The organism is Candidatus Dormiibacterota bacterium (assembly GCA_035536395.1).
Lineage (GTDB): Bacteria > Patescibacteriota > Saccharimonadia > UBA4664 > DATLOE01 > DATLOE01.
Genome location: DATLOE010000016.1, coordinates 1 through 6,767, shown reverse-complemented (window position 1 = coordinate 6,767; position 6,767 = coordinate 1). Strand labels below are relative to the sequence as shown.

The window sequence follows — 6,767 nt, the reverse complement described above, 5'->3', positions numbered from 1 at the left end:
AATAATAGATAATTTCTTAATGTTACTTTTGTGAGCACAAAAGTAACCAAAAAGCTCCCGGCACCGTCTGGGTCTTACGCCCCATAATGCTCACTCCGCTCAGCACTCGGTTCGCACCAACTATCTGTTGCTGCGGAACTCCCCGGCTACTGCCGGGTCAAACAGTCCTCGCAAGCAGATTACTGGCTGCTCCCTCGCTTGAGGTCGTTCGAGTGCCGGTGTTAGGGATTAAATATCAAAACTTCTATTGGATGATACAGTTCAAGGCAGAGCCGAGCACTGGACTAAAGCGTACAGATTAGTACGGTAAAGGAAGCGCGCAGGCTCTAACGCCGAAATGTGCAGCCAAGAGAAGTTTATCGAGAGACGAAGGTCAGGGCGTGGCCCTTATTCCCGGCACGGCCGGTACGGCCGATACGGTGAATGTAATCGTCGTAGGTGTTGGGGGTATCAAAGTTAATCACGTGGCTGACATTATTAATGTCTAGGCCGCGAGCTGCTACATCTGTAGCTACCAGTACTCGTACCCGGCTGCCCTTAAAGGCATCTAGTGCCCGCTGGCGCTGGGGCTGGCTTTTATTGCCGTGGATAGCCTGGGCGCGAATGCCTTGCTGGTCGAGCTTATCGGCCAGCTTCTGTACGCCATACTTGGTTTCGCCAAATACCAGTACCTTTTCGAATTCAGGCTTCTGCAGCATTTCACTTAAGATCTGGATCTTCTCTTCCTTGGAGCTGGCGTGGATCACATTCTGCTCTACGTTCTGGCTGGTATTACCCTGCCGCACGCTGACAGTTACCGGGTCCTTGAGGAATTCCCAGGTAAGCCTGTCTATCTGAGGGGTGGTAGTAGCGCTAAAAAAGAGGGTCTGGCGCTGCTCGGGCAGCTGCTGAATAAGGTGGCGAATGTCGTTAATAAAGCCCATATCTAGCATACGGTCGGCTTCATCTAGCACTAAGGTATGGGTGGCAGCTAGCTTCAGTACTCCCTGTTGGTTTAAGTCCTTCAGGCGCCCGGGGGTACCTATAATCAGCTGCGGCCGGCGCTGTAGCGCGCTGATCTGGCGATACATACTAGTACCACCCACGCATAATGCCGAGTACAAGCGCAGGCCCTTGGCGAAAGCGTTGAATTCATCGTTAATCTGGGTAGCCAGCTCACGGGTAGGCGCTATAATCAGGGCCGAACCGCGGCCGCCGGCTGCATGCAGGCGCTCGATAATCGGCAGAATAAAGGCTGCCGTCTTACCGGTACCGGTATTAGCCAGGCCGATAACATCCTTACCTTCCAGGGCTGGGGCTATAGCACCGTCCTGAATAGGGGTCGGAGTTTCGTATTTGCGCGCAGTAATGTTGCCCTGCAGCTCGGGGCTGAAGGCAAAATCGCTAAACCGGTGCAGGATCTCAGGGTTTACCTGCTCTGCACCCATTATGGCTTTGTTAATAAATTTTGCTGGGTCGATGTAAGTGCCGCTAAACTTACGACCGCCGCCACGACTGTTATTAGTATGGCCAGTGTTAAACCGACGCCGCTTGTTGCGGGCAGGCAAAAAAGCTCTGTTGTTCATTATCTCTTGGGTTTCCTTTGCATTTAATTCTAACTGGATGAACAGCCAGAACTATCTGCAAGACCGGTATTCATCTGCGGTTACTGCTATTAGCGTAACTGCAATCAGTAACTGCAATCAGTATTAACATAACTCTAACATAAAATTTATACCTTGTCTAATATTGATCTCTTGATCTTCTTTACCAAAGAAGCAAATGTTTATTACTTTTGTAAGCACAAAAGTAACCAAAAAGCTCCCGGCATCGTCTGCCTGCTGGCAGAATGCTCACTCCGCTCAGCACTCAGTACGCAGAAAGCATCTGTTGCTGTGGAACTCGGCTACTGCCTCAAACAGTCCTCGCAAACAGATTACTTTCTGCTACGAGCGCTTGAGGTTGTTCGAATGCCGGTGTTTAGAGATTAAAAATATATGGTTTTGCCCCAAAAAACGCACGCAACCTGGCGTAGCCAAGGGGCTACTAAGTTTTTTGCGTGTAAAACAAACCAGCGCCCCGCAGGGGTATTGGGAGTAGGTACTATTGGCGCGCGTGAGACGGTTATGATTCTGATAACGGCAGCTTGGACTAGAGTTTCTCTAGTTTCCCCAGGGCCTTCTTAAGATCGATACCTTTGTGCTTTAGGAGCGGCTGCCAGAGATCCCCCTTCTTTGCGAGCCGCTTCTGGATCGTTTTGATATTAAAGGCGCTGACATCGAGCTTATCCGTAACCTCGCTCCATTCCAAGGGTGTGGCTACCGGTGCCCCATCTCTGGGGCGTAAGGAGTAGGCGCAGGCTAGGGTCTGGCCCTTGCGATTCTGCAGATAATCCAGATATACCCGCTTCTGGCGCTTCTTGGGCATCCTCTCCAAGCTGGTCGTATCTGGAAGGCGCTTATTGACTATAGCTGCGATCAGATGGGCGAACTGTTTGGATTGCTCGTAGGTGTACTTGCCCGCTAGAGGCACGTAAACGTGCAGCCCAGTGGCTCCGGAGGTCTTGCAGTAGTTTACTGCCCCAATCTGATCAAGCAGCTTGTGGACCTCCTGGGCGGTCCTGACAACCTCTGTAAAGGGAATATCTTCCGGATCAAGGTCTATTACGCAAAAATCAGGATAATCTGCCTTCGGTACCCGAGAAAGCCAGGGGTTCATCTCGATGCACCCTAATTGCGCCATGTACAACAGCGCCCGCTCATCTGTACAGACAAGGTAGTTAATCTCCTTACCGGCCGATTCCGACTGCACATCGTGGGTTTTGGCCCAGTTAGGAGGGTGGTCGATATCTTTTTGGTAAAAACCCTCCTTTGTAATGCCGTCCGGGTGGCGGTTGAGTGACATCGGCCTGTCTTTCAGATACGGCAGAATGTTGCCGGACATTTGTTTATAGTAATTAATAACATCGCCTTTGGTTAGTTTGTCTTTGGGGAAGTAGATCTTATCCAGATGGGTCAGTTTAACTTCATCGCTGCTGTCTGCAGTTGCCACCTCCCGTACTACCTCCTTCGCATCTTTATCTTCCCTTAGGCCTACGAATATCGGCTGGCGCATAATGCCCTCGGCTGTCCACTCGGCAAAGTTAACCTCGCAGACTAGCTGCGGTTTAAGCCAGTGTACAGCGGCGTTAGTTTTGAATTTTGTATCAAATGGTGAGTTTTTGCGTTCCAATGGCTTTAATTTTTTATGAAGTTCGTCTAGCTGCTCCTGCGTCAGCCCGCCGCCGGTGTGGCCGATGTACTTCAGTTTGTCTCCCTCGTATACACCTAGCACCAGGGCGCCTAGTGATTTGCGGCTGCCCTTGGGCTCGGTGTAGCCGCCGATTACGGCCTCCTGCCGCTGATGGGTCTTAATCTTCAGCCATGAGCGGCTGCGCCTGCCGATCAGATATGGGCTATCTGCTTGTTTGGCAATGATACCCTCAAGGCGGTTTTTGGCAGCGGCTTGAAAGAACTCCACTCCTTTGGCTGCAATATGATCGCTATACTGTACCACTTTCAGTCCCTTTATCAGCTTGGCTGCCACTTGCCTGCGGCTGGTTAAGGGCAGCTCGCGCAGATCGCGGCCATTGGCATATGGCGCATCAAACACGAAGTAGCGCAGGGTGCCCTCGCCGGTCTTCTGGTAGTTCTGCAGCCGGCCGAAATCGGAGCGGCCATTTTGATCTACCACCACCATCTCTCCGTCCAGAATGCAATCCGGCAGGGCGGCCAGCTCTTCTGCCGCCGGAGCGAAAACTTGTGTGTAGTCTCTACCATTACGGGAGAGAAGCCGCACCGTGCCATTTGCGATATGGGCCAGTATGCGGTAGCCGTCCCACTTGATTTCGTATAGCCAATCTTTATCATCAAACGGCTTGTCTGCAAGTGTGGCCAGCATGGGCGCGAAGTCACTTGGCTGCTCGGCCTTAGGAGCCTTAATATTAAGCTTTTCGGCCTTTTTATTGCGATCGTTATTATCTTTACTGTCTTTATTGCTATTGCTGCTCTGCCGCTTGCTACCAGCTTTTGCCAGCTGTTCCATACTTTTACCGGATTTGGCCGATTTATCTTGCTTGGTCACATCTTTTTTAGCGGCATATTTATCGTCTTTTTTAATCAGCAGCCAGGAATCCTTGGCGTATCCAGTTTTAACTAGTACGAACGCTCCATTCAGCTTTTTGCCATGGAGTACGAACTTCAGATCGCCTTTATGCAAACCGGCTTTTACGTTCTTTTCGGCCTCTTTTCTGGGGCTGGCCTCGTAATCGGCGTAGGTGCCTTCGTCCCACACCATTACGGTGCCGGCGCCGTAGTTGCCCTCAGGTATGACGCCCTCGAACCCCCGGTAATCCATAGGGTGGTCTTCTACCTTCATAGCCAGGTGACGTACATCCGGATCCAGGCTTGGGCCCTTGGGTACGGCCCAACTTTTCAGTACGCCGTCGATTTCCAGGCGCAGGTCGTAATGCAGACGGGTGGCTTCGTGCTTCTGCACCACAAAACGAAGAGCTTTACCGCTCGCCTTGCCCCCAGCCGGTTCCGGCGTTTTGGCTAGATTTCGCTTAGATTTGTATTTGGCTAGCGACATCCCTAGCCCGACTTGGTCTTCGCTTGTTTATCGAGACTAGCCTTAAGGGCAGACATTAGATCTCCGACCTTGGTCGGCTCGGGCTCCGCACCTTTCTTGGGTGCCGGCTTACCCTTAGCTTTCTTCTCTATCGCTTCCTGTAGTTCCTCTATGTAAGTATCGTGGAAATCTTCTGGTATAAAAGGTTCAGTCAGTTGTTCGATCAGTGCCATAGCCATCTTAATTTCTTTCTGGCCGGCTTTTGACCCCGCAGGCAAGTCAAGCTTAGCCGGGCTACGGATCTCTGTGGGGAAGCGCATTTGGTTCAGTACCAGCGCACGGCCCACTGGCTTGAGCGCACCCAAATGCTCGCGGTTGCGAAGTACAAATTTGGCAATCGCGATCTTACCGGATTTATTCAGCGCATCTCTAAGGAGGGCGTAGGATTTATCGGCTCCCTTCTGTGGCTCTAGATAGTATGGCTTTTCGTAGTAGCGTGAATCTATCTCCCCCTCCAAGACGAACTCAGCGATATCTATAGTTTTAGTTTTGCGGGCGTTGGCTCGCTTAAAATCCTCATCTGTGAGAACGATGTAGTCGCCGTCTTTATATTCATAGCCTTTTACGATCTGGTCGTACGGGATCTCCTTGCCGTCGCGGCGGCAGATGCGGGCGTAGCGGATAGGGCTTAAATCTTTCTTGTGCAGCATGGTGAGGTCTAGCCCCTCATTATGCTCACTGCCGCTGTACAGACGCACCGGAATATTGATAAGTCCGAAACTGATAGATCCTGTCCAAAGCGCTCTCATAAGCTTCCCTTTTTTCTAAGTATAAATTCAGAGGTTAACGGTTTATATAGCCAAAACCACAAACCATACCGCTTATGCTAATAATATACCAGATTTAGGGCTAAACCGTAACGGTTTGGGACGTGCGAAATTTTTGGATAACTTCCCTAGCTTCGGCCGGGTTTTTGGTCTGCATCATTTGAGTGCGCAGTTCAGAGGCGCCGTCGAACCCGCTGATATAGACCTTAAAGAACTTCTTCAGCGGGTCATAAGATTTGCTCTCGCCCCAGGTTGCCTCATACAGATCCAGGTGCTGCAGCAGAACATCAAAAGATTCATCTCTTGATAGTTCTCGCCCTTCGGGGTCGAACAGTAGTAAATTATGGAATATACCTCGGCCGACCATAATTCCGTCGGCGCCAGTCTCACTTGCTAGCTCCTCCCCCTGTTTGCGACTTAGCACATCACCGTTGCCGATTATGAGGGTGTTTGGCGCAACTCTATCGCGGATTTTTACGGCTTTGGCGATCTCCTCCCACCTGGCCGGAACCTTACTCATCTCCTTGGCTGTACGGGCATGCAAGGTGAGGGCGTCTATACCTTGCCCCAGCAAGAACTCCACCCACTCTTCTGTTACTTGCTTACCAAAGCCGAGGCGGGTTTTGACGCTGACAGGTAATGAGCCGGCATTTGCTTTAACGGCTTTAATGATCTCGGCCGCCCTTGGCCAGTTCTCTTCTTTTATCAGGCCGGCGCAGCAGCCACGGCGGCAGATGCCTCGCTCCGGGCAGCCCATATTAATATCTATACCGGCAAAGACCCCCTGCCCGGCCAGTTCGGCCGTCATTTGGCCAAGCGTTTCTGGGTTAGCACCCCAGATCTGGGCAATGATGGGAACCTTTAGATTGCGCTCGCTTTTATTTACCAGCAGCTTGCGGCTGACGCTAGAGCGCCCCTTAGGGTGCATAAAGCCATCGGCATTGGCAAACTCGGTAAACGTCAGGTCGGGCGCGGCGGCACGCACTACCACCTCGCGGAAGACGGTATCTGTTACATCGTCCATCGGCGCTAGAATAAAGAACGGCTTTTTGAGTTTTTGCCATACGTTTTTCATACGATTCTTATCCTATCACAAATTGACAAAACTCATAAAAGATACTAGGGTATACAAATCTCTTAGCGTACCTACTGAAAGGATCTAGCGTGCCGCTAGTGACCCTTACCTGCCATAAAGACTGGTATCCGCCAGAGGTGGCCTATGCCAGCAGTGAGATGAGCGACCAGCAGATGCATATAGTGGATTTCGCCCGGGAACTGCCGGCTTTTATGCTGGCATATGCCGAAAAACTGCACCTGGAGCCCAACACTCCGCCAAACGCTATTCAGGTAGAC

5 protein-coding genes are annotated in these 6,767 nt (G+C 51.3%); 1 reads left to right on the top strand and 4 read right to left on the bottom strand.

Features of this window, described 5'->3' with window-relative positions:
* Positions 1-356 precede the first annotated feature (356 nt).
* The 4 genes from VNA68_02430 to VNA68_02415 form a co-directional block, all read right to left on the bottom strand.
* Positions 357-1,565 (bottom strand): DEAD/DEAH box helicase, encoded by a 1,209-nt coding sequence (locus VNA68_02430; GenBank protein HVE80974.1) that lies wholly within the window; start codon positions 1,563-1,565, stop codon positions 357-359.
* A 565-nt stretch (positions 1,566-2,130) separates the two neighbouring features.
* Positions 2,131-4,608: a DNA ligase D gene (gene ligD, locus VNA68_02425; GenBank protein ID HVE80973.1), complete on the bottom strand. Its 2,478-nt coding sequence runs from the start codon at positions 4,606-4,608 to the stop codon at positions 2,131-2,133.
* 2 nt (positions 4,609-4,610) lie between these two features.
* Complete coding sequence (locus tag VNA68_02420) at positions 4,611-5,396, bottom strand: Ku protein (protein HVE80972.1); 786 nt, start codon at positions 5,394-5,396, stop codon at positions 4,611-4,613.
* A 100-nt stretch (positions 5,397-5,496) separates the two neighbouring features.
* Positions 5,497-6,489 carry a tRNA-dihydrouridine synthase gene (locus VNA68_02415; GenBank protein ID HVE80971.1) on the bottom strand — a complete coding sequence of 331 codons (993 nt, stop codon included), beginning with the start codon at positions 6,487-6,489 and terminating at the stop codon, positions 5,497-5,499.
* 89 nt (positions 6,490-6,578) lie between these two features.
* Between VNA68_02415 and VNA68_02410 the strand changes: the two genes are divergently transcribed.
* Positions 6,579-6,767: hypothetical protein (locus VNA68_02410; protein ID HVE80970.1), on the top strand; the 189-nt coding region annotated here is incomplete at its 3' end.